The 22,234-nt window shown below is 58.6% G+C and carries 22 protein-coding genes and 1 pseudogene; 10 read left to right on the forward strand and 13 right to left on the reverse strand.

Features of this window, described 5'->3' with window-relative positions; all coding sequences use genetic code 11:
* Positions 1-276: 276 nt before the first annotated feature.
* The gene (locus KKQ10_RS02065; RefSeq protein ID WP_095136059.1) at positions 277-1,863 is read right to left on the reverse strand and encodes an ABC-F family ATPase; all 1,587 of its coding nucleotides are present in this window, start codon (positions 1,861-1,863) and stop codon (positions 277-279) included.
* A gap of 300 nt (positions 1,864-2,163) precedes the next feature.
* Between KKQ10_RS02065 and KKQ10_RS02070 the strand changes: the two genes are divergently transcribed.
* From KKQ10_RS02070 to lpxO, 3 genes are all read left to right on the forward strand, one after another.
* Positions 2,164-2,625, forward strand: a complete 462-nt coding sequence (locus KKQ10_RS02070; RefSeq protein WP_215500014.1) for an anti-virulence regulator CigR family protein — start codon at positions 2,164-2,166, stop codon at positions 2,623-2,625.
* A gap of 175 nt (positions 2,626-2,800) precedes the next feature.
* Positions 2,801-3,322 carry a hypothetical protein gene (locus KKQ10_RS28350; protein ID WP_252191442.1) on the forward strand — a complete coding sequence of 174 codons (522 nt, stop codon included), beginning with the start codon at positions 2,801-2,803 and terminating at the stop codon, positions 3,320-3,322.
* A 478-nt stretch (positions 3,323-3,800) separates the two neighbouring features.
* On the forward strand, positions 3,801-4,700 hold the full coding sequence (lpxO, locus tag KKQ10_RS02080) for a lipid A hydroxylase LpxO (protein ID WP_127647643.1): 900 nt from the start codon (positions 3,801-3,803) through the stop codon (positions 4,698-4,700).
* Positions 4,701-4,826: 126 nt separating this feature from the next.
* On the opposite strand, the gene ku is transcribed toward lpxO, so the two are convergent.
* Entirely contained in the window at positions 4,827-5,699 is an 873-nt protein-coding gene (gene ku, locus KKQ10_RS02085) for a non-homologous end joining protein Ku (RefSeq protein WP_215500015.1), read from the reverse strand.
* Positions 5,700-5,888: 189 nt separating this feature from the next.
* On the opposite strand from ku, the gene KKQ10_RS02090 reads away from it, so the two are divergent.
* On the forward strand, positions 5,889-6,230 hold the full coding sequence (locus tag KKQ10_RS02090) for a hypothetical protein (RefSeq protein ID WP_215500016.1): 342 nt from the start codon (positions 5,889-5,891) through the stop codon (positions 6,228-6,230).
* Positions 6,231-6,282: 52 nt separating this feature from the next.
* Positions 6,283-7,428: a PQQ-dependent sugar dehydrogenase gene (locus tag KKQ10_RS02095; protein ID WP_215500017.1), complete on the forward strand. Its 1,146-nt coding sequence runs from the start codon at positions 6,283-6,285 to the stop codon at positions 7,426-7,428.
* 140 nt (positions 7,429-7,568) lie between these two features.
* Here KKQ10_RS02095 and rimI read toward each other — a convergent pair whose 3' ends face one another.
* Positions 7,569-8,663 (reverse strand): ribosomal protein S18-alanine N-acetyltransferase, encoded by a 1,095-nt coding sequence (gene rimI, locus KKQ10_RS02100; protein ID WP_215500018.1) that lies wholly within the window; start codon positions 8,661-8,663, stop codon positions 7,569-7,571.
* A 92-nt stretch (positions 8,664-8,755) separates the two neighbouring features.
* Here rimI and KKQ10_RS02105 point away from each other — a divergent pair, with 92 nt between their 5' ends.
* Both KKQ10_RS02105 and KKQ10_RS02110 read left to right on the forward strand, forming a co-directional pair.
* Entirely contained in the window at positions 8,756-10,330 is a 1,575-nt protein-coding gene (locus tag KKQ10_RS02105) for a RimK family ATP-grasp domain-containing protein (RefSeq protein WP_252191443.1), read from the forward strand.
* Between the two features lie 7 nt (positions 10,331-10,337).
* On the forward strand, positions 10,338-11,261 hold the full coding sequence (locus tag KKQ10_RS02110; protein ID WP_127647637.1) for a magnesium transporter CorA family protein: 924 nt from the start codon (positions 10,338-10,340) through the stop codon (positions 11,259-11,261).
* 122 nt (positions 11,262-11,383) lie between these two features.
* Here KKQ10_RS02110 and KKQ10_RS02115 read toward each other — a convergent pair whose 3' ends face one another.
* Entirely contained in the window at positions 11,384-11,719 is a 336-nt protein-coding gene (locus KKQ10_RS02115) for a DUF2834 domain-containing protein (protein ID WP_127647636.1), read from the reverse strand.
* Positions 11,720-12,071: 352 nt separating this feature from the next.
* Between KKQ10_RS02115 and ilvA the strand changes: the two are divergent.
* Positions 12,072-13,067, forward strand: a pseudogene (ilvA, locus tag KKQ10_RS02120) (threonine ammonia-lyase, biosynthetic); the annotation flags it as partial.
* 30 nt (positions 13,068-13,097) lie between these two features.
* Here the strand turns inward: ilvA and KKQ10_RS02125 are convergent.
* Positions 13,098-13,403, reverse strand: coding sequence for an NIPSNAP family protein (locus KKQ10_RS02125; RefSeq protein ID WP_215500020.1), 306 nt, complete (start codon positions 13,401-13,403; stop codon positions 13,098-13,100).
* A 21-nt stretch (positions 13,404-13,424) separates the two neighbouring features.
* Positions 13,425-13,910 (reverse strand): serine protease inhibitor ecotin, encoded by a 486-nt coding sequence (gene eco / locus KKQ10_RS02130; protein ID WP_127647633.1) that lies wholly within the window; start codon positions 13,908-13,910, stop codon positions 13,425-13,427.
* Between the two features lie 370 nt (positions 13,911-14,280).
* Here eco and KKQ10_RS02135 point away from each other — a divergent pair, with 370 nt between their 5' ends.
* Complete coding sequence (locus tag KKQ10_RS02135) at positions 14,281-14,550, forward strand: DUF1652 domain-containing protein (RefSeq protein WP_215500021.1); 270 nt, start codon at positions 14,281-14,283, stop codon at positions 14,548-14,550.
* On the opposite strand, the gene KKQ10_RS02140 is transcribed toward KKQ10_RS02135, so the two are convergent.
* The 5 genes from KKQ10_RS02140 to KKQ10_RS02160 form a co-directional block, all read right to left on the reverse strand.
* Positions 14,547-14,945 carry a hypothetical protein gene (locus tag KKQ10_RS02140; protein ID WP_127647631.1) on the reverse strand — a complete coding sequence of 133 codons (399 nt, stop codon included), beginning with the start codon at positions 14,943-14,945 and terminating at the stop codon, positions 14,547-14,549. The two genes, KKQ10_RS02135 and KKQ10_RS02140, sit on opposite strands and share 4 nt — an antisense overlap.
* Positions 14,946-15,035: 90 nt before the next feature.
* Positions 15,036-15,305, reverse strand: coding sequence for a DUF2790 domain-containing protein (locus KKQ10_RS02145; protein ID WP_215500022.1), 270 nt, complete (start codon positions 15,303-15,305; stop codon positions 15,036-15,038).
* A 220-nt stretch (positions 15,306-15,525) separates the two neighbouring features.
* Positions 15,526-16,059, reverse strand: a complete 534-nt coding sequence (locus KKQ10_RS02150) for a hypothetical protein (RefSeq protein WP_215500023.1) — start codon at positions 16,057-16,059, stop codon at positions 15,526-15,528.
* The gene (locus KKQ10_RS02155; RefSeq protein ID WP_215500024.1) at positions 16,056-16,619 is read right to left on the reverse strand and encodes a lysozyme family protein; all 564 of its coding nucleotides are present in this window, start codon (positions 16,617-16,619) and stop codon (positions 16,056-16,058) included. Before KKQ10_RS02155 ends, KKQ10_RS02150 begins: the two co-directional genes overlap by 4 nt.
* Positions 16,612-18,816 carry a type VI secretion system Vgr family protein gene (locus tag KKQ10_RS02160; protein ID WP_215500025.1) on the reverse strand — a complete coding sequence of 735 codons (2,205 nt, stop codon included), beginning with the start codon at positions 18,814-18,816 and terminating at the stop codon, positions 16,612-16,614. Before KKQ10_RS02160 ends, KKQ10_RS02155 begins: the two co-directional genes overlap by 8 nt.
* A 374-nt stretch (positions 18,817-19,190) precedes the next feature.
* On the opposite strand from KKQ10_RS02160, the gene KKQ10_RS02165 reads away from it, so the two are divergent.
* Complete coding sequence (locus tag KKQ10_RS02165) at positions 19,191-20,492, forward strand: OprD family porin (RefSeq protein ID WP_215500026.1); 1,302 nt, start codon at positions 19,191-19,193, stop codon at positions 20,490-20,492.
* Positions 20,493-20,634: 142 nt separating this feature from the next.
* Here KKQ10_RS02165 and KKQ10_RS02170 read toward each other — a convergent pair whose 3' ends face one another.
* Positions 20,635-21,255, reverse strand: coding sequence for a transglycosylase SLT domain-containing protein (locus KKQ10_RS02170; protein ID WP_127647620.1), 621 nt, complete (start codon positions 21,253-21,255; stop codon positions 20,635-20,637).
* 39 nt (positions 21,256-21,294) lie between these two features.
* Positions 21,295-22,233, reverse strand: a complete 939-nt coding sequence (locus tag KKQ10_RS02175) for a carbohydrate kinase family protein (protein WP_215500027.1) — start codon at positions 22,231-22,233, stop codon at positions 21,295-21,297.
* Between the last annotated feature and the right edge of the window lies 1 nt (position 22,234).

Here is a 22,234-nt window from a genome sequence, read left to right on the forward strand (position 1 = left end):
TTCGCGGGCGGCGGCAGGAGAGTCGGCATCATGGCCGGGTGCTGAAATAAAAGGAAGCAGACTAACTATTTTTCCTGCCCGGGAGTGATGTGTTGCTGATGGCCTCATCGCGAGCAGGCTCACTCCTACAGGAGGGGACGCATTCAAATGTCGGAGTGAGCCTGCTCGCGATGGTGTCGGTACCCATATAAATACTGGCTTTGGAATGCAAAAAGCCCCGTCACAAGGACAGGGCTTTTTATCTTGCAGCTAGCAACTGAACACTCGAAGCTGCTCTTAGAACACCACGCCCTGACTACGCAGGTAGTCATCGTAAGTGCCGCTGAAGTCAGTCACGCCATTGGCGCTCAGCTCGATGATGCGCGTGGCCAGGGACGATACGAACTCACGGTCGTGGCTGACGAAAATCAGCGTGCCCGGGTAGTTTTCCAGCGCCAGGTTCAGCGCCTCGATCGATTCCATGTCCAGGTGGTTGGTCGGTTCGTCCATGATCAGCACGTTCGGCTTTTGCAGGATCAGCTTGCCGAACAGCATGCGACCTTGCTCACCACCGGAAATCACCTTGACCGACTTGAGGATCTCATCGTTGGAGAACAGCATGCGGCCCAAAGTACCGCGAATCATCTGCTCGCCCTGAGTCCACTGACCCATCCAGTCGAACAGCGTGACATCGTCTTCGAAGTCGTGGGCGTGGTCCTGAGCGTAGTAGCCCAGTTCCGCGGCGTCGGTCCACTTGACGCTACCGGCATCCGGGGTCAGTTCGTTGACCAGGGTGCGCAGCAGGGTGGTTTTGCCGATACCGTTCGGGCCGATGATCGCTACGCGCTCGCCGGCTTCAACCTGGAAGCTGAAGTCTTTGAACAGCGGCTTGCCGTCGAAACCTTTCGCCATCTTTTCGACCATGACCGCCTGGCGGTGCAGCTTTTTGTTCTGCTCGAAACGGATGAACGGGCTCACGCGGCTGGAAGGCTTGACCTCGGCCAGTTGGATCTTGTCGATCGCCTTGGCGCGGGAAGTGGCCTGCTTGGCTTTCGAGGCGTTGGCCGAGAAGCGGCTGACGAACGATTGCAGCTCGGAAATCTGGGCTTTCTTCTTGGCGTTGTCCGACAGCAGTTGCTCGCGGGACTGGGTCGCCACAGTCATGTACTCGTCGTAGTTGCCCGGGAACAGGCGCAGCTCGCCGTAGTCCAGGTCAGCCATGTGCGTGCACACGCTGTTCAGGAAGTGACGGTCGTGAGAGATGATGATCATCAGGCTGTTACGCTGGGTCAGAATGTTTTCCAGCCAGCGAATGGTGTTGATGTCCAGGTGGTTGGTCGGTTCGTCGAGCAACAGCACTTCCGGATCGGAGAACAGGGCCTGAGCCAGCAATACGCGCAGCTTCCAGCCTGGCGAAACTTCGCTCATCGGGCCGAAATGCTGTTCCAGCGGAATGCCCAGACCCAACAACAGCTCGCCTGCACGGGATTCGGCGGTGTAGCCGTCCATTTCGGCGAATTCGGTTTCCAGCTCGGCCACGGCCATGCCGTCTTCTTCCGACATTTCCGCCAGCGAGTAGATACGGTCGCGTTCTGCCTTGACCTTCCACAGCTCTTCGTGACCCATGATCACGGTGTCGATCACGGTGAATTCTTCGTAGGCGAACTGGTCCTGGCGCAATTTACCCAGACGCACGTTCGGCTCGAGCATGACCTGGCCGCCGGACGGATCAAGATCGCCGCCGAGGATTTTCATGAAGGTCGACTTGCCGCAACCGTTGGCGCCGATCAGGCCATAGCGGTTGCCCGCGCCAAATTTGACCGAAACGTTTTCGAAGAGCGGCTTGGCGCCGAACTGCATCGTGATATTAGCTGTGGAGATCAATTGCTTTACCTATCAATGGGTTGCGAGCCGCACATGTGGCGCTAGGGCCATTCCTGGGGCATTTTGGAGCGTTTTCTTCCCGATCCGGTCACCGTCGGCGTTGAGCCAGCAGGCATGGGGCGAGAGCAGCATCTGGACGCGGTGTCCAGGCTGTTGGGCATTAAAGGCGGGATTCATGCCAGACATTGCGCGCATTGTCGCATAAGTCATGCGGCAGTTGTATGGCGGGCGATAACGAACCTGTAGCGCAACCGCAATCTCGTCTACATTTGAACAAGTATTTCTTTCTGAGGGGCCGTCATGCTTAAAACACGTTTGGTTGTTGCGTCTGTTACTTGCCTGGCTTTGGCTGTGAGTTCGGTGGCGGCACTGGCTGACCCGGGAAATGGCAATGGCAAAGGAAATGGAAAGGGCGGGCCACAGCACAGTCAGAGCCACGGCAACCAAGGTGGCAAGAACAAAGGGTCTGGCTCGGGTAATTGGGATCACGCACCGGTTATTGATCGCGGTGGCGTCTTAGGCGTACTCAATGGCTACAGAGACTACTGGAGCCCAGGCCCCGCGCTGCCGCCCGGCATTCAGAAAAATCTGGCACGAGGAAAGCCTCTTCCGCCGGGTATCGCCAAAAAACTGGATGGTCGACTGGCTGGGCAATTGCCTCACTACGACGGGTATGAGTGGCAGCAGGCGGGTACAGACTTGATACTGGTGGCTATCGCGAGCGGGCTCATCTACGAAGTTCTGAATGGTGCTTTCGATTAGTCTGGCATACCGCTCGATCTGAGCGGTTTTCACCCTTTTACGGGAGGTAAAAGCAACGCATTCCCACTCACGTGGTTTGTGAGGGATTGGTGCTTCCGCTGATCGCTTGTTGTTGAACTGGATGTCACCGGGCGCGTCTTAGATGGCAGTAAAACCAAACCTTGTGGATGCCATCATGCGTTTAAAAAAGAACAACCTCGTTGCCGTCATGTCGTGCGTAATGATGTTTGCCGCTGCACCGTTACTGCCTGCTGAACTGTCGATCATGGCTTCCGCCTACGCCAAGGATGGTGGTGGTGGTGGTGGTGGTGGTGGTGGTGGTGGTGGTGGTGGTCACGGCGGTGGTGGTCACGGCGGTGGTGCGGGTGCTGGCGGCGGTGGCAGTCACGGCGGCGGTGTGGGCAGCGCCGGACACAGTGGCGATAGTGCCGGGCATTCAGCCAGCGCCTCCAACAATGGCCGCGCCGAAGGCCTGGACGCGGATCATGCCGGCAGGGCCGTTCGCGATCGTGGCGTGAATGGTCAGCACACTGGGCGCGATCACAATACTGATCGTGGGCACGGCTTGGCCACTTCGGGCGTAGCGAACTCTAAAGCGACCCAGGGTCTGTCAAAGGCCAGAGCGATTTCGGCCACGACGCCAGGCGATCACAATACCAAGGGCTTGAGTAAGGCCAGCGTCTCAACCACCAAGTAATTGCAACGCGCCAGCCGCCAGTTCCAATGTTCAGGTGAGCATTGGAACTGGCGGCTGGCACTTGACCACTGTCACACGCACGTCTTTGCTTCGGCGCACCATCCAGTTGTGCGCGGACTCCAATTCGCTCGGTACGCAAGTGTCGTGCGCATGCACGCTCAGCCGTAAACACGGCAGCGCTTCCCTGATTTCTCTGTTTCTTCGTTTCCTTCAGCGCCCCTGTTGCAGCCATGAGCCTGCACCTGCGCACTGCCGCGCCTGCCGTTTGGCAGATTCCGCGGACAGTTTTTCACAGATGAGGTTCACCCTTCGTTACAAAGTATGGCTAAAATGCCATCCGATTACCCAATAGCCGCTAACGGCATGGGCTCAAGGAAGTGCCACCGGGATAGTATTTGTATTCATGCCACTGCATCAGACCCTGGGCCAACGGCCGGCAGGCGCGCAGTTTGTTCACTTTTGACGTGTGACGATTTCCGTGAAACTCATCATTGCCGCTATTTATGTCATTTCCATTGCATACGTTCACCTGCGTGGCCGTGTGCGTCACAAACTGGGCCGTCAACTGAGCGATCACTCGACGTTTCTCGCTCCGATCAACTGCTTCCTGTATCTGTTCTCGAAGAAGCCGAACAAGCCGTATCTCGATCCTTCCGAATTTCCGGACCTGAGTCCATTGCAGGCGCACTGGGAAGAAATCCGCCAGGAAGGGCAGAACCTGCTGCGCGCCGGTGAGATCAAGCGCTCGAATCAATACGATGACGTCGGTTTCAACTCGTTCTTCAAAAGTGGCTGGAAGCGTTTCTACCTCAAGTGGTACGGCGAGAGTCATCCGTCGGCGATGAAGCTGTGCCCGCGCACCACCGAACTGGTACAGAGCATCGGCTCGATCAAGGCTGCGATGTTCGCCGAGCTGCCACCGGGTTCGAAACTGGTCCGTCACCGTGATCCCTATGCCGGCTCCTATCGCTACCACCTGGGCCTGGACACGCCGAACGATGCGGGTTGCTACATCAACGTCGACGGTGAAAGCTATCACTGGCGCGACGGTGAGGCCGTCATGTTCGATGAGACCTACATCCACTACGCCGAAAACACCACTGACAAAAACCGCATCATTCTGTTCTGCGACATCGAGCGCCCGATGAAATACCGTTGGGCGGCGGCGTTCAACGCCTGGTTCAGCCGCACTGTGATGTCGGCGGCCGGTGCACCGAACGATGCGGGCGACCGCACCGGCGGGATCAACCGCCTGTTTACCAAAATCTACAAAGTCCGTCTGCGTGGCAAAGAGCTGAAAAAACGCAACCGCACGCGTTACTACATGGAAAAATGGGCGATCTTCGGCGGTCTGCTGGCGATCTTCATTTTGATCTGACGTCATTGCCTGCAGGCTGGCTCACACAAGGTTCTGTGTTCAACAGACAGGATTGTGAGTGTCAGCCTGCTGGTAATCAGTCTCTCAGAGCCAACCTGTCAGCTCCCTGACGAAAACCCGATCTGATTATTCCCCGGAAGCTTTTTTGGTCTTCCTCGCCGGCGCCGCCTTGCTGGCAGGTTTGGCTTTCGCCTTGGGCCTGGCCGTCGCTTTGCCACCCAGACTGCGCTTGAGCAACTCGGTCAGATCGATGACATCCGCGGTTTTGCGTTCCTCCTCGCCACCCACGGTCTCGACATCCTCGATCTTGCCTTCATGGGCCTTTTTCTCGACCAGGGCCATGATCTTGTCCTCAAATTCATCCTTGTAATCTTCGGGACTCCAGTCGCCGCTCATGTCCTGCACCAGGCGCTTGGCCATCTCCAGTTCGCCCTTGGCCAGTTCGGGCTTGGTCACCTCGCTGCCCAGCTCCAGCTCATCCAGCCCCCGCACCTCCTGTGGCCAGCGCAATTTGACCAGCACCAGGGCCGATTCTAGCGGCATCAGCGCCGCCAGATATTGCCGGGTGTGCAGAACGACGCGGGCGAGGGCGACCTTGTTGGTTTTGCTCAGGGTTTCACGCAGCAGTGCGTAGACCTTGCCACCGCGTTTGTCCGGGGCGAGGTAGTAGGGCGTGTCGATGTTCTGCAACGGGATCTGCTCGGCATCGACGAACGAAAAGATGTCGATGGTCTGAGTCGACACCGGGTGCGCCGAACGGATTTCCTCTTCGCTGAGCACCACGTAGCGCCCCTTTTCATAGGCCACGCCTTTGACGATGTGCTCCTTGGTGACTTCCTTGCCGGTCACCTTGTTCACCCGTTTATAGCCCACCGGGTCCATGCTGCGGCTGTCCAGCCAGTCAAAGTCCACACCGTGCGAAGAGGTTGCCGACACCAGCGCGACGGGGATGTGTACCAGTCCGAAGCTGATCGCGCCTTTCCAGATTGCCCGAGCCATGGTCAGTCCTCCGAGTGATGATCAGGTGACCTGCGGCGCTGGGCGAAAGTTTCCGCTGATTGCGCGGGCCTCAAGGGATCTGGTCAAGTCGTGTTACATGTTGTTTAACGCCCGCGGGTTAACAAATCCGAACCAGCGGCGTAGCGTGGACTCGAAGGCTCTATCCCCTGTGCATCGAGAGGCCGCCCCATGAACCGAATACCGCTAGGCATCATCGTTCTGCTCCTTGGGACCGGTCTGGCGCATGCCGATGTCCTGGCACCGTCCATGTCGGGGTTGCTGGCTCAAAGTCCCACTGGCAACCAGAACAATCCCTACAACAGCCCGATCCGCCGGGCCAATCCCAACAGCATGCAGGGTACGCAACCCAGTGCGCCGGCGATTCGCGGGCCCAACACCGTGCCTGTGCCCAGTTCACCCACAGTCGGTAACGGCGGCATCGGCAATGGTCAGCAGCAGCGTTCGGTGCCGAGTACACCGACGAAATTCATTCCCAACCCACCTCCGCGAGAGGGAGACAGCAACCGTTGAGCGTCGGGCCTGAGTGCCTGTCAGCCTTTCAAACGAACAAAAGGAATCGTGCATGTTGCGTAAAACCCTACTAGCCACGCTGTGCGTCGGGGCGCTCATCAGCGCTCCAGCGTTCGCCGCCGCCCCCAAAGAGCTGCAAAGCGAGCAGGGCACCCTTGAAGTCACGACGATTACACAAGGCCTCGAGCACCCGTGGGCGCTGGCATTTCTGCCGGACCGCCAAGGCATGCTGGTGACCGAGCGTCCGGGCAACCTGCGGGTGATAGGCGCCGACGGCAAGCGCTCGGAACCCATCAGTGGCGTGCCGAAAGTCTGGGCCAAGGGCCAGGGTGGTTTGCTCGACGTGGTGCTGTCACCGGACTTCAAACAGGATCGTCTGGTCTACCTGTCGTTCGCCGAGGGCGGTGGCGCCGAAGACAAGGCCGGAACGGCGGTGGGGCGTGGGCGGCTGTCGGGCGACCTGCGGACCTTGAAAGACTTCAAGGGGATCTTCCGCCAGGAGCCGAAACTTTCGACCGGCAATCACTTCGGCTCCCGGCTGGTGTTCGACCGCGATGGCTATCTGTTCATCACCCTCGGCGAAAACAACGACCGGCCGACCGCGCAGGACCTCGACAAACTGCAAGGCAAGGTCGTGCGGATCTTCCCCGATGGCAAGGTGCCGGATGACAACCCGTTCGTGGGCCAGTCCGGCGTGCGTCCGGAAATCTGGTCCTACGGCCATCGTAACCCGCAAGGCGCGGCGCTCAATCCGTGGAACGGCACACTCTGGGAAAACGAACACGGCCCACGCGGCGGCGATGAGGTGAACATCATCGAGCGCGGCAAGAACTACGGCTGGCCGCTGGCGACCCACGGCATCAACTATTCCCTGCAGCCGATCCCGGAAGCCAAGGGCAAGAGTGTCGAGGGCGCCGTTGATCCGCACCATGTGTGGGAGAAATCGCCCGGCATTACCGGAATGGCGTTCTACGACGCTGATCGCTTCAAACCGTGGCAGCAGAACCTGTTCATCGGTGCGCTGGTCAGTCAGGAGCTGATCCGGTTGCAGTTTGACGGGGACAAGGTGGTGCACGAAGAGCGTTTGCTGGGGGAGCTGAAACGGCGGATTCGTGATGTGCGGCAGGGGCCGGATGGTTATCTGTATGTGCTGACGGATGAGGAGGATGGTTCGTTGTACAAGGTAGGCCTGAAATAACTTGCGTCCTGGCAGGCGGATAATTCTGTGGTGAGGGGGCTTGCCCCGTTCGCCTGCGAAGCAGGCGTGGTAGAAACAGGGGACGCTCTGTTGCCCAGCGGGGGCTTGCCCCCTCGCCACAGGTATCTGGACACCAAGACTTATCGCGGTGACAAAACCACCGCCGCCCTTAATTTCCCTCGGCCAAACCGACTCATCTTCTCAAACTCCCCATGGCTGACCGGCACATGCTGGCAGTCCATGGGCTGGCGATGCTGGCTGTGATCGACGTCGGGATCGTGCAGGTACACAAAATCCTCGCCGCAATCGGTGACCATCACCCAGTGCGGTGACTTGGAGCGGGTCAGGCGATAGCTGCTGATCAGCACCAGAGGCTGGCCGCCTTCCTGCAACAGCCGCGGCAGATCCAGATGGGTGCCGATCATTCGTTCGATGTCGGTCTCCTGCAGTTGGGCGGTGAATTCATCGTGCACCAGGCGCATGACGTCTTTTTTATGCTCATCGCGCACGCCATCGAGAAACAACGGTCCGGCCATGCTCAGTTGCAGACGCACGCGAAAGCCCCGGCGCCATGCGGCCAGTGCCAAGCCCTGGGGGCTGCAGCCTCCGTGGCCGGAGGTCATGAACACCGTGGTCGCTTCTCGCCAGAGCTGCAATTCCTCACGCCGTTCGAGCAAACGCCCGGGCTGCAACGCGCCCATGGCCATCAACAGGCACGCCGGGCCGCAAGTGAAATCGGTGGTTTGCGGGTAGTAGGGCACCTTGATGCTGCGTGAATCACGGTGCTGAACGATGCGCTTTTCCAGGCGCAGCGCGTCGGCGTGGTCTTCGTAGTAATCGTGAATCAACGCAAAGCGCCGATAGCCGTTGCGCTCGTACAGGGCAATCGCGGTGGGATTGTCGGTGCGCACTTCCAGGCGCAGGTAGGCACAATCGTGCTCAACCGCGCAGGCCTCGATGCGTTGCAGCAATTGTTTACCCAAACCCAAGCCGCGCGCTTCACCGGCAATGGCGATGGAATACAGCCGCGCCAACGAGGTGCCGCGATGAAACAGCACCAGTGCGTAGCCGAGCAATTGCCCCTCCTGTTCGGCCACCAGCAACTGCGCATGGGCGCGGGTGATCATCCATTGAAAGCTGCGGCTGGTCAGCCGGTCGGTGGTGAAACATTGCATTTCCAGGGCCAGCAGCGCCGGCAGATCTTCAACTACCGCCAAACGAAAAACAGCATTCATATGACCACCGTAAAAGTTGCGTAACGAAACGGGACTTTCGAAAAACTTCGTGCTTAATAGAAATGGTCTTGTTCTCCAACGGATCAATCTCTATGTCAGCGGTACAGGGTCATTGGCGCGAAGTATCCGAGCAAAGTTTGCCGGCGGCAACTTATTTAAATCCAGCCATTAGAACTTCCAGTCAAGTGTTGATCATCGTCGAACGCAAGGAAGACTGGGCCTCGTATTTTCCCAGCGAGGACATCGTCACTGCTCAGGAGTACCTTGAGCAAACCCGCGACAGCGAGCCGGGCAAGCGTGTGCAGGTGATCAACCTGTGCCGCAGCTACAAGTACCTGGGGCACGGCTACTACTGCTCGCTGCTGGCCGAAGCTCGTGGGCACAAGGTGATCCCATCGGTACGCACCATCAGCGAACTGACGAAAAAATCACTGTACAGCCTGGCTTTGGATGACCTGGATAAAACCCTGGAAAAGGCCCTCAGTCATCATCTCTACAGCGATACCGAAGGGTTCACCCTGACACTTTACTTCGGCAAGACGCATATCGAACCGCTGCAGGACTTGGCTCGACAGTTGTTTGAAGTGTTTCCGTGTCCGATTCTGTTAGTTGAGTTCCGACGAACTAACGGTTGGCACATCGAAGGCATAAAGTCCGGCGCGCTGCACAAGTTGCGTGACGATCAGGAAGATCAGTTCGCCAATGCACTGGACGGTTTCAGTCGTAAAGTCTGGCGGATGCCGCGCTCGCCGCAAGTGGCGCGTTATGACCTGGCAATCCTGCACGATCCGCAGGAGGCCTTGCCGCCTTCAAACGCCAAGGCACTCGAAAACTTCGTTCGGGTCGGCAAGCGCATGGGCATCGATGTCGAGCTGATCGAGCGCAAGGACTATGCGCGGCTCGCCGAGTACGACGGCTTGTTGATCCGCGAGACCACCAGCGTCGACAACCACACCTATCGCTTCGCCAAGAAGGCTGAAAGCGAAGGACTGGTGGTGATGGACGACCCGACGTCGATCCTGCGTTGCACCAACAAGGTTTATCTGACCGACCTGCTCAACAGCCATCAACTGGGCATGCCGGCCACTGAAATTCTCTACAAGGAACGACCGGAAGACTTCGAACGGGTCGGCGAGCGCCTGGGGTTTCCGCTGGTGCTGAAGATCCCCGACGGCTGCTTTTCCCGTGGGGTGATCAAGGTCGAAAGCCAGCAGGCGCTGCTTGAGGCCACAGCCGAACTGTTCGAACACTCGGTGTTGCTGCTGGCTCAGGAGTTTTTCTACACCGAGTACGACTGGCGCATCGGCGTGCTCAACCGCAAACCGATCTTTGCCTGCCAGTACTTCATGTCCAAGGGCCACTGGCAAATCTACAACCACAAGGCCAAGGGCCAGGATATCAACGGCGAGTGCCGCACCCTGGCGGTCCACGAGGCGCCGCGTGCGGTGGTGGAACTGGCGGTGAAGACCGCCAACCTGATTGGCGACGGCCTCTACGGCGTGGACCTGAAACAGGCTGGCGACAAAGTGGTGGTGATTGAGGTCAACGACAACCCGAACCTTGACGCCGGCATCGAAGACGCCTATCTGCAGGACGATCTGTATTCACTGGTACTGGAAGAGTTCGTGCGACGATTGGAGCTCAAACGTCGCGGCCAGGCCTGGTGACACGCCGATGATCAGCAGTTTCGCATTGAGTCATGGCGCATTGCAGCGGGTCGAGCGGCTGGACGCCGAGGTGATGCTGTTCAGTAACCCCGATGCTGCCGAGCGCGACTTGCTCCACAGCCACTACAAGGTTGACGAACACGCGCTGGCCTCGGCGCTGGACCCGGACGAAGTCTCGCGAATCGAGTTTCACCCCGATCACTTGTTCCTGATCTGGAAGCGCCCGGAAAACTATTCCGGCGGTGGCAGCCTGGCGTTCGAAGTGTCGTCCTGCGGTTTGCTGTTTTCGCCCGGTCAACTGCTAGTGATCGCCACCGACGACACGCCGCTGCACGGCATCGGCGCGCGCCAGCCGCTCAACGCGCCGCTGGATGTGTTGCTCGATTTGCTGTTCAACAACATCCACCACTATCTCGGCCACCTGAAGGTGATCAAACTGGTGGCCCGTGAGCTTCAACAGAAATTCAACGCCTCGATGCAGAACCAGCATCTGGTACAGATGTTCAATCTCAGCGAAAGCCTGATCTATTACATCAATGCCCTGCACAGCAATGGCGCGGTGCTGACGCGGCTGCGCAATCATGCGGAAAAGCAGCATTTTGGCAGCGAGGCGATCGGGCTGATCGACGACCTGATCATCGAAAATAACCAGTGCTACAAACAGGCGGAAATCTACTCCACGGTGTTTTCCGGGCTGATCGATGCGCGCGGCAACCTGATGAATAACAGCATGAACAACCTGCTGCGCAAACTGACGTTGATCAACGTGGTGTTTCTGCCGTTAAACCTGATCGCCAGCATTGGCGGGATGTCGGAGTTCAGCATGATGACGGCGGGCACGCCGTGGTGGATTTCGTACCCGGTGTTTCTGCTGGTGATGTTGTTGGGGGCGGGGGGGATGTTGTTCGGGCTGCGGCGGTTGGCCAAGTGATAACAGTGGTGACTGTACCGGCGCCATCGCGAGCAGGCTCACTCCTACAGAGGAACGCATTTCCAAAATGTAGGCGTGAGCTTGCTCGCGATAGCAGTTTCAGCTACTCCCGAAGGGCCGGATCAGCTCACCGGGTCCGCTGCCGCCATTTTCCGGCGCTCCCGAACCCCACGCACCACCAGATACAACAACGGCCCAACCGACACAAACACCGCCGTCAGCAACAGATACGGCACCACCGCCCAGATCGACATTCCCCGCGACCGCGCATCCTTGACCATCCACACCCCGGCCAGTGTCGCCAGCAGATACAGATCAATCACTACCTGCGCCGTATCCGGACGTGACATCAGGCTGATACCGAAGTCGATCAACGACTGTTCGGCCTGGAGCATCACCGAAACGGTGTAGCCGGTAAACGCAATCAGCGCAGTGAGGGGCAGGGTGACAGACATCATGCATTCCTTCCTTGGGGTGATGAGCAGAATCGCCAGCCTATAGCGCCAGCGCCAAATAAGCCATTGACGCGCCCACCGGCGTCGGGCTAATTTCAGGCCCATGACTTCCACCGTATTGCGCTGCCAGCCAAGCATTATTACCGCCATTCCTCATTTGGCGGGCTAGCTCACGACTGCAGCACCCAACCCGCCCTAGAGGCGGGTTTTTACTTTCTGTCTCCGGGGTTTTAACAACGATGGCCCGCTGTAGGAGCTGCCGAAGGCTGCGATCTTTTGATCTTGCTTTTTGATTTGAGCAAAACAAAGTCAAAAGATCGCAGCCTTCGGCAGCTCCTACACAGATCGACCGGAGATGACGATGAAATACAGCCCCGACCAGCAAGCCCTGCTTGAGCAGTACGTGAAAAAGATCCTGGCCGCGCCGGTCTACGACATTGCCGTGCGTACGCCGTTGCAGGCGGCGCCGGCGCTGTCCGAGGCGCTGGGCAACCGGATCCTGCTCAAGCGCGAAGACCTGCAACCGACGTTCTCCTTCAAGATCCGTGGCGCTTACAACAAGCTGGTTCAATTGAGCGATGCGCAAAAAGCACGCGGGGTGATCACCGCCTCGGCGGGCAATCATGCCCAGGGCGTGGCACTGGCGGCGCGGGAACTGGGGATCACCGCGACCATCGTCATGCCCTCGACCACACCCGAGCTCAAGGTGCTTGGGGTGCGAAGTCGGGGCGCCGAGGCGCTGCTGCATGGCGAGAGTTTTCCGTTTGCCCTTGCCCATGCGCTGCAACTGGCTGAGCAAACCGGATGCACCTTTGTCTCGCCTTTCGATGACCCGGACGTGATCGCCGGCCAGGGAACGGTGGCCATGGAAATCCTGCGTCAGCATCAGGGTTCGCTGGATGCGATCTTCGTTCCGGTGGGCGGTGGCGGCCTGATTGCCGGTATCGCCGCTTACGTCAAATACCTGCGGCCGGAGGTGCGGATCATCGGTGTCGAATCGGAGCATTCGGCCTGCCTGAAGGCGGCGCTGCAAGCGGATGCGCGAGTGGTGTTGCCCAGTGTCGGGACGTTCGCCGATGGCGTAGCGGTGGCGCAAATCGGCGCTTACGGTTTTGAAGTGTGCCGGTTTTGCGTGGACGAAGTGGTCACCGTCAGCAACGACGACCTCTGTGCTGCGATCAAGAACATCTACGACGATACCCGCTCGATCACCGAACCTTCCGGCGCACTGGCGGTGGCCGGGATCAAAGAGTTCGTGGCTCGCACCGGTGTTCGCGAGCAGACCTTCGTGGCGATCGACTCGGGTGCCAACATCAATTTCGACAGCCTGCGCCATGTCGCCGAGCGCGCCGCAGTGTGCGGCGTCCCGGCGTGATAACGTTCAGGGCAGCAGTGGGCGCAGGAAACTGCGCTCGTAGCTGACGATGAATTTCTTCTGCACCAGTGATTCCACCAGCGCCATGCTTTCCGGGTCGGTCAGCGCGATGTGCCGGTAGCTTTCGTAATCGGCCAGCGAAGGAAAACTGAACAGGCAATAAGCGATATTGCTCGCACCCTCGGAGGGCAGGAAATAGCCGTGATGGGTGCCGCCCAACCGCTCGACGATGCCTAGCCAGGCTTTGGCGTAGGCCTCGAATTCGGTCAGTTGGTACGGATCGATCACGTATCGCACATGGCAGGTAATCACGTTTGGCGCTCCCTGTTCAGGTCATTCCGCGATGGCGGTGCCGACCTTGTCCGACGCCGACCAGATGCGGTAGCGCACCTCGACGTCTTTGGGGGCGTAAATCACCAGCGGCAACTTGCTGTTGTAGCGCAACAGGAAGCCGTCACCGACGACCGGGACAAAGGCGCGCTTCTTCTGGGTGCCGGGCGGGCAGGCCATCAGAGTGCTCATCGGGCCCATGACTTTTTCCAGGCGGTAGAACGGGTAGCCCCAGCCTTCAAGGTTTTTCTCCTCCAGAGCGCCACCCAGACGCTGGCGATTACAGTCGACTTCCAGGGTTTTGCCGGCGAGGACTTCAACCTTGTAATTCTCTTCCTGATCCTGTTTGGGCAGGTAGATGACCTGGCGGGCAAAGCCGTTATCCGCCTTGGGATACGGCGCGACGTCTTCGAGCTTGGCCGCGTGGGCGAGGGTGGACAGGCCGGCAACGAGCAGACCGATTGTCGCGTGAACGCGTAAAGAACCCATGGAAGCCTCCTGGCGGGTGTAGGGTGGATGACGGGCATTCTTACTGTCATCAGCGATGAATGCAAACCGGCGTCGACTTGCAAATTGCAGTGCCCAAGCGGGTCCATCTTGCATTTTGCAACTGGCCAACTACTGGCCACCGCGCCAAGTGCTTGATTTGACGAGGGTCGAAATGACCCGATGAAAGGCACGCTTTATGCGTCTGTTTGGTGCAGCGCACCGCGTTCGGGCGCCTACACTCCAATGGGCATTTCGCAGTACAACCGTTTGCCGCACCAGGGAATCAGCGGGGACACACCCGTGCAGGGGCAGCAAAAGCGGTCAACGTGAAGAGTTGATTGGCAGTTTCATCAATAAGGAGAGGTTCACCATGTTTCTGTCTGCCTTGGAACTACGCAATATCATTGAAAGCAGTTTTCTGCCTAAACGCTGCCAGTGCACGCTGTCGCCGGATCTGTCGATGACCGTCAAGGTATTCGGCGACCACCAGACTGATCAGGTTGATCTGCACGTCAGCGGTATCGATGCCAGCCATCTCAATGGCTGTCGCGAAATCAATGAACTGATTGCCGGCCTGCGCTCGGATCTGGCGCAACAAACCACGTCACAGCATTACAGTCCTCGCTCCAGAGCGCTTTAACTCACCGTTTCACCCAGTTCGACCGTCACGCGCCGGGCCTGCACAAAGCCAAGGCCCAGCGCGAACTCCACCAGCACCGCGAGCAGAATCCCGGGGCCGGCATGGCCGTTGAGCCATTCGCCGAAACCCAGCACCGCCAAACCAAAACAACCGACGATAAACCCGATGCTCAGGGCATTGCGACCCAGCGACGGCGGCGCATTGCGCACCAGACAGAACATCACCCCTAACGCCGCAAACAGCACCGCACTGCGCCGCGCAACAAACCCGGCAGCGCTCGAATACTCAATGCTCCAGATCGCCAGCAACACGTCCGGGAAAAAGCCCCAGGCCAGCGCCAACACAAAACACAACGAAGAAGTGATGATCGACAACGTGCGAAACGACAACTGCATGGCGAGTCCTTGCGGCAGTGAGAACGGGCCCCGAGCATAACCCGCGAACCCTCCAGCGCCTACCGCAAAGCCGCAAATCAGAGCCTTCTGTCAGTTCTGCTCGCTGCAGGCGTCAGACAATTTCCGATAACTGATTTCCGCGGGTTTACCGTTGTTGTCGATGTACTTCATGTCGGCAGTGATCACCTTGCAATCCAGGGTGGGCGGCTCGGTCAACGAAACCACCTTCGCCACATGCAGCGGCATGCCGTACTGATAAGGCACGGCTTTGGATGTAGCCGTGGTGTCGTTGGCTTGAGCCAATCCGGCGAACGCAGTGCAGGCGAGGGCGGTGGTCAGCAGAAAAGGGCGAATGTTCATGAGGGGACTCCCGTGTGGCGGTTCTAGCGTTCGGCGAGACTCAGCCGAACCTGCCGCACTGGGCGTCAGCCAAAAGGGCTGAAGGCGTGCGGTTCAGTACAGTCTTGGACTGCGGCGTTAAGCGATGGTTAACCTGGCTGAACGCCGGCTGTCAGGCAGAGGGATGATTTCTCGAGATACAGGGCCCATACATGCACGGATGGATGCCTTTGGCTATCCGTTACTTCAGGTTGATCACCTCGAATCCTTTTCGACCGGGAACCGCATTGACGCCCTTGGGCTCCTCAGGTTGCCCTTTCTTTGCAAGGTATTCGTAGACGAGGAACTTCGAAGGATCTTCATACCCTTCATTTGGTATCACCAGGCGCATTTGTTGCGAATTCAGATACAACAGGCTTGGCAGGGCTTTTTCGGCGAAATCGATACGCTCCAGTACCGCAGTTGTTGGGTTCTTGCGTATAACGGCTCCCTTCAAGTAGGGAGAACCGTAGTTAAGAGCATAAATCAGGCTAGCCCCTGCGCATTTTGCCAAGGCGACCTCACCGACGAAGTCGGTATCCGGCATGTCGGTAAACGCCGTTTCGATGTGCTCCCCCATTTTTACGAATAGCTGCTGGCCATCTTCATTTGAGCTGGCAAGCAAGGTCGCGCTTGTTCCATCTGAAAGCGGACAATCCACTAACGTTTTCATCGAATCTGCCAGAACGGGTGGGCATAAAAGAGCGGCAATCAAAACGACCCAGAATTTACTCATTTCAATGTATCCCGCAAGATTTGCATTGAATCTGGATTCGCCGCCAGTTTTTTTGCGCACGCGCTTATTTTTTTGTAGTAAACCCCGTTGGTTTTTCCTCGATACTTTTTGTACGCCTCTTCGATTGAGCTAGTAGTTTCCAACCAGTACTGCATGTACTCGGTTCCTATCTTGATATTTTCAACTTCGTCCCATATGGATGGCGAGGCGTAGAAGGCTGCGCCTGCAGCAAAGGCCTCGTCTGTCTGCTTGTCGCTTGGTGAGCGGCCGAGTTCTTTTTTCTTTCGGTACTTATAAACCTGTTTTACAGCCGGCTCTTGCATCTGCATAAGGCCTCGCGCCGAATGCTTGTTAAGACCGGCCTTGGCATCAAAATGCGACTCCATGTAAATCTGGCAAATAATGGTGTTGGTGTCGATCTTGGATTGATTGTGGGCTACTACCAGCTTTCTGATTTCTTTCAGACGCTGATTATCGTCCACGGCGATTTTTGCAGGAGCGGTGTCTGCCTTTGGTGTGAGTGGTTTTTTAGCCGTCGCCAGTGGTTTGCTTTTAGACATCTGAATCGTCCCATCCCGGGTTGATAGGCGGAATATCGTCATAAACTTCAATGACGGCCGTTTCCGCTTCCGTACTTGAAATCTTTGCAGTTCTTCCATCTGCGTCGGTGCGTCCGACAATTTGTTTGCCAGAGGACGTCTTGATCATATAAGGGAAGTTCTTGAGCGGCAGCCCGGTATCTTGGCTGGTCACAAGGAAGTCCAAATCATGCGGTGTGTTCTCGGGGACGAATTTGCGTTCCAGTAGCTGTCCAACAGTGCCTATGGCGGCGGCAACGGGAATGAGGGGTACCAAAATCCCGATTCCCGTCCCCACCCCAGGCGCACCACCCGTATTCACCTTCACCTCAGCCCCACTGATCGTTACCCCACCCGCATCAACCTTCACAAAACTCCCACCAGCCTTGGCGGTCAGCTCCATACCACCCTCAACCACCACTTTCTCACCAGCGTGATAGTGAATCTCGGTCCCAGCCTCGACAAACTGCGCCGTACCGACCTTCACATGCTGCGTCACACCCACCGTCAGATGATCATCCGCCCGCATCTCGCTGATTCGATCCAGATGCGTAATCCGATGCTCTTCAACCTTGAACTCGCTCAGGGTGTTGGCCTCAACCGTATCGTGCCGCTCATTCCCCACGCGGATCTTCTGGTCGTGCTCAATGTTTTCATCCCAATCCCGCTGCGCGTGGATATAGATCTGCTCCACGCCCTTTTTGTCTTCGATACGAAACTCGTTGTAGCCCTTGCCGCCGGGGGAGCTCAGGGTCTTGAAGGTGCTGCGGGTCTTGTTGGCCGGCAGGTCGTAGGGGACGACGTTTTCCTTGTGGTACAGGCAGCCGGTGACGAGTGGCTGGTCGGGGTCGCCTTCGAGGAAGGTGACGAGCACTTCCATGCCGATGCGCGGGATGGCGATGCCGCCGTAGGCGGCGCCGGCCCAGCCGCTGGCGACGCGCAGCCAGCAGGTGGTTTTGTCGTCGCTTTGGCCGTCGCGGTCCCAGTGGAACTGGACTTTGATGCGGCCGTATTGGTCGCAATGGATTTCTTCACCCGCAGGCCCAGTGACGACGGCGGTCTGGCTGCCGAGGACTTTCGGTTTCGGGTGTTCGAGGGCAGGGCGGTAGTGCGCGTCCCACGGGGTGGCGAGGAAGTTGTTGCGATAGCCCTGGTGGAAATCGCTTTTGTTGTCGGTGACGTCGCTGGTGACGTTTTCACCGAGCACCTGCGGTTGTTTGCCTTCGTGGAAGACTTCCAGCAGCAGCCACAAGTCGTTCCATTCGGTGCGCGGGTGTTCGGCCAGGGTCAGGAAGTGGCCGCTGGTCAGGGTCGGTTCGTCACCTTTGCCTTCGGCGAGTTTGTAGTCGCTGCGATGGCGTTCAAGGGCGCGGGTCGAGAGGAACTTGCCGCGCTCGCGGGAGGTGAAGCGGCCGGGGTAATCGTAGTCCTCAAGGTCCGGGGCGAACTCGGATTTGGCCGCGCCCTCGGGCAGGATCTTTGGTTTTTCGAAATCGTAATCACGGCGGCTGACGCGGGTGGTGCGGGTTTCCAGGCGCAGGTTGAAACGCTTGATCACCGGTTTGTCGGCGCTCATGCCGGAGTCTTGCTGGTAGCTCACGGCCTTGAGTTTGCGGAACACCGTCTGATCGTCGCCGAACACCAGTTTGTGGCCGCTGCTGCTGTGCTGGAAGTGGAAGTGGATGCCTTCCTCTTCGCACAGGCGCTGGATGAAGTGCAGGTCGGATTCGTCGTACTGCACGCAGTAATCGCGCTGCGGGTACTCGGCGCCAAGCTGGAAGCTGTAGGCGTCAGCCAGAATGCCGCGATCTTCCAGCACCTGCGCGATGATCTTCGGCACGGTGAGGTTCTGGAAAATCTGCTGGTCATGGTTGTGCCGCAGATAGGCCAGTTGCGGCACCAGACTGATGCTGTAACGGGTCAGGGTCTTGCCGGAATCGCCTTGCTCTATGCGGTACACCAGGCCGTGGATCTTGCCTTCGCCGGTGGCGCCGAAGGTCAGTACGCCGGGCTTGTGCAGCAGCTCTTCGAGTTTGAGGTCGGGGCGGGCGCTGACCAGTTCGAGGTCGAAACGGAAAGGCTCGTTGAGGGCTTCGCGACCGGTGAAACTGAGCACTTGCAGGTCGGCGGAGGCGCCTTCGAGCGTAAGGGTAATGTGGGTAGCGTTGGCGTCCAGCATGCCTTGAATTCCGTCCGTTGAATAAGCAGGTGACGGATGATGGAGGATTAAACCGCCTCGTTCAAGGCGCAAATGCCGTAGGGACGGGGTCAACGGCGTATAGGGCAAACCCCTAGATCGGTGGTTTTGCCTAATGAAACCGGGCACTTCGTCGTCGTGGACGAGTGCCGGTCACGCGGATTGGGCCAGTCCCTCGCAGAAGAATAGCCGGTCAGTTTCAGACTAAAGTCGTCTTCAACCCGTAAAAGCCATCTGCCATCATTGCACCTCACCCCTGCGTGTCCACTTCTTCCCGGCTCTTTTTGACCCGGGACGGGAGCTATTTTTCTGGCTAACTGCGCCCCGGCGCAAACGCTGTACTGTTGGAGTTTTTCATGCGTCCCCCATTTCCCCTCATCACCCCACGCCAGTCGTTTGGCTTCGGAGCTGTTGTGCTGTGCGCCGGTTTTGCCGCACAGGTTCAAGCCAGCGGTTTTCTCGAAGACACCACGGCGAAAATCGAATCGCGCACGGTGTATTTCAACCGCGATTTCCGTGATGGGCACACCTCCAACGACCAGGGCGCTTCCAAGCGTGAAGAGTCGGCGCAGGGCTTCATTCTCAATCTGCAATCGGGCTACACCGAGGGCACGGTCGGCTTCGGTATCGATGCGCTGGGCATGCTCGGTTTTCAGCTCGATTCCAGCCCTGATCGCAGCAACAGCGGCTTGCTGCCGTCCAGTGGCGAGAACCCGCGCGGCTCGAAGGGCCAGTACGCGAAAATGGGCCTGACCGCCAAGGTCAAGGTCTCGGACACGGTGTTGAAGTACGGTGCGCTGCTGCCGGATCTGCCGCTGCTCAAGTACAACGACGGTCGTCTGCTGCCGACCATGTTCAACGGTGCCATGCTGACCTCCAAAGAGGTCAAGGATCTGACCTTCATGGCCGCGCGTCTGGACAAGTACACCGCGCGCGATTCCACCGATTCGCAAGACATCCGCGTGCACTGCAAGAACAAGCGCTACGCCTGTAACACCACCGCCGATCATTTCGACATGTACGGCTTCGACTACAAGATCAACGATCGCCTGACCGCGCAGTATCACTACGCGGAACTGGAAGACATCTACCGCCAGCACTTCATCGGTTTGCTGGGCAATCAGCCGTTGGGCGACGGCGTGTTGAAGGCTGATCTGCGCGTGATCAAGAGTGCCGACAGCGGCGCGCAGCGTGCCGGTTCCATCGACAACCGCGCGTTGAGCGGCATGCTCTCGTACGGCATCAGCGGCCACACTTTCAGCGCCGGCTGGCAGCGTATGAACGGCGACAACTCGATGCCGTACCTCGATGGCAGCAATCCGTATCTGGTCAACTACGTGCAGGTCAACGACTTCGCGGCGGCGCAGGAGCGTTCCTGGCAGCTGCGTTACGACTATGACTTCAAGGCCATCGGCATCAACGGCCTGAGCTTCCTGACCCGTTATGTGAATGGTGACCACGTCAAGGTCCCGGGCAGCGATCAGGAAGGCAAAGAGTGGGAACGCGACAGCGAGCTGAAGTACGTGATCCAGACGGGCACATTCAAGGATGTGAGCCTGCGTCTGCGCAATGCGACTTACCGCACCAACTATGAAAAGTTTGCGCGGGATGTGGATGAGACCCGGTTGATTGTGAGTTACAACTTTTCGGTGTTGTAAGGCTTGGAACGGTGGTGGCTGGATGACCGCTATCGCGAGCAGGCTCACTCCTACAAGGGGATTTTGGTAGACGCGGATACCGTGTCCGCCATCGATCCTCTGTAGGAGTGAGCCTGCTCGCGATTGGGCCCGAAAGCCACCGCTACAACCAATGCCAGAACCGGCTCCAGAAGCCGCGATTCAGATCTTCCTTGCACCCGGCATATTGCCGCGCATACACATCGGAGCGCGCCTGCACCTTGCGTGCAGTGGGCATCAGCCAGGCTTTGCTGGCGTAGGTCTTGTTGCGGAAACCGCCCCAGCCTTCGTGGTAGTTGAGGTATTGGTTGTAGGCGTCGTACTTGTACACGCCGTTGATCGACGTGGTCTTGTCCATGTACCAGCCGACGAAGTCGATGGCGTCGTCGAAGTCTTCGCGGTCGGCGCCGCGTCGGCCGGTGCTTTTCTGATAGTCGGACCAGACTTCATCCTTGGCCTGGGCATACCCCGAAGCCGTGGTGACCCGGCCCCACGGGATCACCCACAACAGGTATTTGCGCGGTGTCTTGGCGTCGTAGCGATAGCCGGACTCCTGATACATGATCGCGAAGGGCACTTGGATCGGCACGCCCCAACGCTTTTGCGTGACTTGCGCCGCGTCGTACCAATCGCTTTTCTCGCGGAAGATGTCGCAGATGTTTTCAGGCGAACGCGGCGGCGAGGTGCCGCAGCCGCTGAGTAATCCCGCCAGTATCAAAAGTGCCGCCGTCCGCCCTGACCTCAAACCGTCATCCCCCCGCAAAAAGGGCGACAGTCTACGCGCTCAGGTCAACTGGTGACGATAGGGTAAATCCGGACCGGTCTTGCTGCACGTAAGGGCGGCCGCCTGTACGGCAAACCTGAGCATCGCGTCGATCTGCTCGCGGCTGAGTTGTTGTACACCCTCCACCGAGTCCAGTTCCTGTTCGGTCAGCCAGGTGATCAGCGCGGCCTGAAAGGTATCGCCAGCGCCAACGGTATCGGCGATCTTCACTGAACAGGCCGGCACCGACCACGAACCGTGCGTACGACTGAACGCGGTCGCGCCTTCACCGCCACGGGTCAGGAACACCACCTGACAGCGATGCTGCAGCCAGCCGTCGATGACGCGCTGTGGGTCCTGCTCGGGGTACAGCAGGCTCAGGTCTTCGTCGCTGACCTTGATCATGTCGGCCAGTTGCACCAGGGTCGCCACGCGTTCGCGCCACAGGTCGATGTTCGGCTCGGGGTTGAGGCGCACGTTGGGGTCGAGGGTGATCAGGCGTTTGCCGCTTTCGCGCTGCACCAGCGTCAGCAGGGTGTCGGCAATCGGCTGCACCACCAGCGAGAACGAGCCGATGTGCAGGCCACGGACTTGCGCACCCAGCGCCGGCAGATGCGCAACGCTCAACTGGCGATCGGCGCAGCCTTCACCGCGAAAACTGTAATGCGGCGAGCCATTGGCGCCGACCGCGACCATCGCCAGGGTGGTCGGCGCGGCGAAGTCCACCAGATAGTCCGGGCGTACGCCTTCTTCGTGCAGCACTTGCTGCAAACGCCGGCCCAGGTAGTCCGTGGACAGCCCGGCAAACAGCGCCGATTCCACACCCAAACGGCGCAAGCCGACCGCGACGTTGAACGGCGAACCGCCGGCAATCGCTTTGAAATTCACTTTCGAGGCCAGACCGCTGGCATCGTCTTCGCTGAAGAAATCGAACAGGGCTTCGCCACACACCAAATACATA

Source organism: Pseudomonas sp. MG-9 (assembly GCF_018729515.1).
In the GTDB taxonomy this organism is placed as follows: domain Bacteria; phylum Pseudomonadota; class Gammaproteobacteria; order Pseudomonadales; family Pseudomonadaceae; genus Aquipseudomonas; species Aquipseudomonas serboccidentalis.

Excerpts from the sequence above, each read along its gene's own strand:
- KKQ10_RS02105 (WP_252191443.1), top strand. The coding sequence starts at position 8,756 with ATGTCAGCGGTACAGGGTCATTGGCGCGAAGTATCCGAGCAAAGTTTG.
- KKQ10_RS02135 (WP_215500021.1), top strand. The coding sequence starts at position 14,281 with ATGTTTCTGTCTGCCTTGGAACTACGCAATATCATTGAAAGCAGTTTT.
- KKQ10_RS02165 (WP_215500026.1), top strand. The coding sequence starts at position 19,191 with ATGCGTCCCCCATTTCCCCTCATCACCCCACGCCAGTCGTTTGGCTTC.
- KKQ10_RS02095 (WP_215500017.1), top strand. The coding sequence starts at position 6,283 with ATGTTGCGTAAAACCCTACTAGCCACGCTGTGCGTCGGGGCGCTCATC.
- KKQ10_RS02175 (WP_215500027.1), bottom strand. The coding sequence starts at position 22,233 with ATGTATTTGGTGTGTGGCGAAGCCCTGTTCGATTTCTTCAGCGAAGAC.
- eco (WP_127647633.1), bottom strand. The coding sequence starts at position 13,910 with ATGGGTTCTTTACGCGTTCACGCGACAATCGGTCTGCTCGTTGCCGGC.
- KKQ10_RS02115 (WP_127647636.1), bottom strand. The coding sequence starts at position 11,719 with ATGATGTCTGTCACCCTGCCCCTCACTGCGCTGATTGCGTTTACCGGC.
- KKQ10_RS02155 (WP_215500024.1), bottom strand. The coding sequence starts at position 16,619 with ATGTCTAAAAGCAAACCACTGGCGACGGCTAAAAAACCACTCACACCA.
- ku (WP_215500015.1), bottom strand. The coding sequence starts at position 5,699 with ATGGCTCGGGCAATCTGGAAAGGCGCGATCAGCTTCGGACTGGTACAC.
- KKQ10_RS02140 (WP_127647631.1), bottom strand. The coding sequence starts at position 14,945 with ATGCAGTTGTCGTTTCGCACGTTGTCGATCATCACTTCTTCGTTGTGT.
- KKQ10_RS02070 (WP_215500014.1), top strand. The coding sequence starts at position 2,164 with ATGCTTAAAACACGTTTGGTTGTTGCGTCTGTTACTTGCCTGGCTTTG.
- KKQ10_RS02110 (WP_127647637.1), top strand. The coding sequence starts at position 10,338 with ATGATCAGCAGTTTCGCATTGAGTCATGGCGCATTGCAGCGGGTCGAG.
- KKQ10_RS02160 (WP_215500025.1), bottom strand. The coding sequence starts at position 18,816 with ATGCTGGACGCCAACGCTACCCACATTACCCTTACGCTCGAAGGCGCC.
- KKQ10_RS02150 (WP_215500023.1), bottom strand. The coding sequence starts at position 16,059 with ATGAGTAAATTCTGGGTCGTTTTGATTGCCGCTCTTTTATGCCCACCC.
- KKQ10_RS28350 (WP_252191442.1), top strand. The coding sequence starts at position 2,801 with ATGCGTTTAAAAAAGAACAACCTCGTTGCCGTCATGTCGTGCGTAATG.
- rimI (WP_215500018.1), bottom strand. The coding sequence starts at position 8,663 with ATGAATGCTGTTTTTCGTTTGGCGGTAGTTGAAGATCTGCCGGCGCTG.
- KKQ10_RS02090 (WP_215500016.1), top strand. The coding sequence starts at position 5,889 with ATGAACCGAATACCGCTAGGCATCATCGTTCTGCTCCTTGGGACCGGT.
- KKQ10_RS02145 (WP_215500022.1), bottom strand. The coding sequence starts at position 15,305 with ATGAACATTCGCCCTTTTCTGCTGACCACCGCCCTCGCCTGCACTGCG.